1 protein-coding gene is annotated in these 489 nt (G+C 62.8%); it reads left to right on the top strand.

Annotated features, from left to right (window positions below; translation table 11 throughout):
- On the top strand, positions 1 to 489 hold a 489-nt coding region (locus tag IB269_RS28915; RefSeq protein ID WP_192368951.1), incomplete at both ends, for a hypothetical protein.

Here is a 489-nt window from a genome sequence, read left to right as displayed (position 1 = left end):
GGTGCAGACCGTGGTGGCTGCAAACCAGGCGCTGAAGCTCACGCGGTATGGCGGCGACAAGCTGATCGTGGGCAAGGGGCTGTACAGCTACAGCAGCGAGTTGTACGTGGAGCGCCTGATCAATGGCGTGGTCGGCAACGGGGCCGATGCGGTGACGGTGAATCTGCGTTGCGCGGCAGCGCAGATATGCGAGACGCCTGCGACGGTGACGATTCCTGCAGGACAGAGCTACGCATACATCAGTGTGAGCGGCCTGGAGTTGGGTTCCACGCAGATCGAGGCGACGGCTGAGGGGGCCACAGCGGCCACGCCTTTGCCGGTGCAAGTCATCGTGCCGCAGGTGTGGGTCGTAAGCCTGGACAGGCAGCGTTCGACCTCCAGCCTGCGGGACAACTTCTATGTGGTGCTGAGCGTGCCTGGCGCGTACTGGTCTGACAACCAGAACGCGATCAAGCCGATGACGGTACAGGTAAGCCTGGTGGAACAGAC

Origin of the sequence: Delftia sp. DLF01 (assembly GCF_014852125.1) — a bacterium.
In the GTDB taxonomy this organism is placed as follows: Bacteria; Pseudomonadota; Gammaproteobacteria; order Burkholderiales; family Burkholderiaceae_C; genus Comamonas; species Comamonas acidovorans.
The sequence above is the reverse complement of the archived record's forward strand: the minus strand, read 5'-3'. Positions and strand labels throughout refer to the sequence as shown.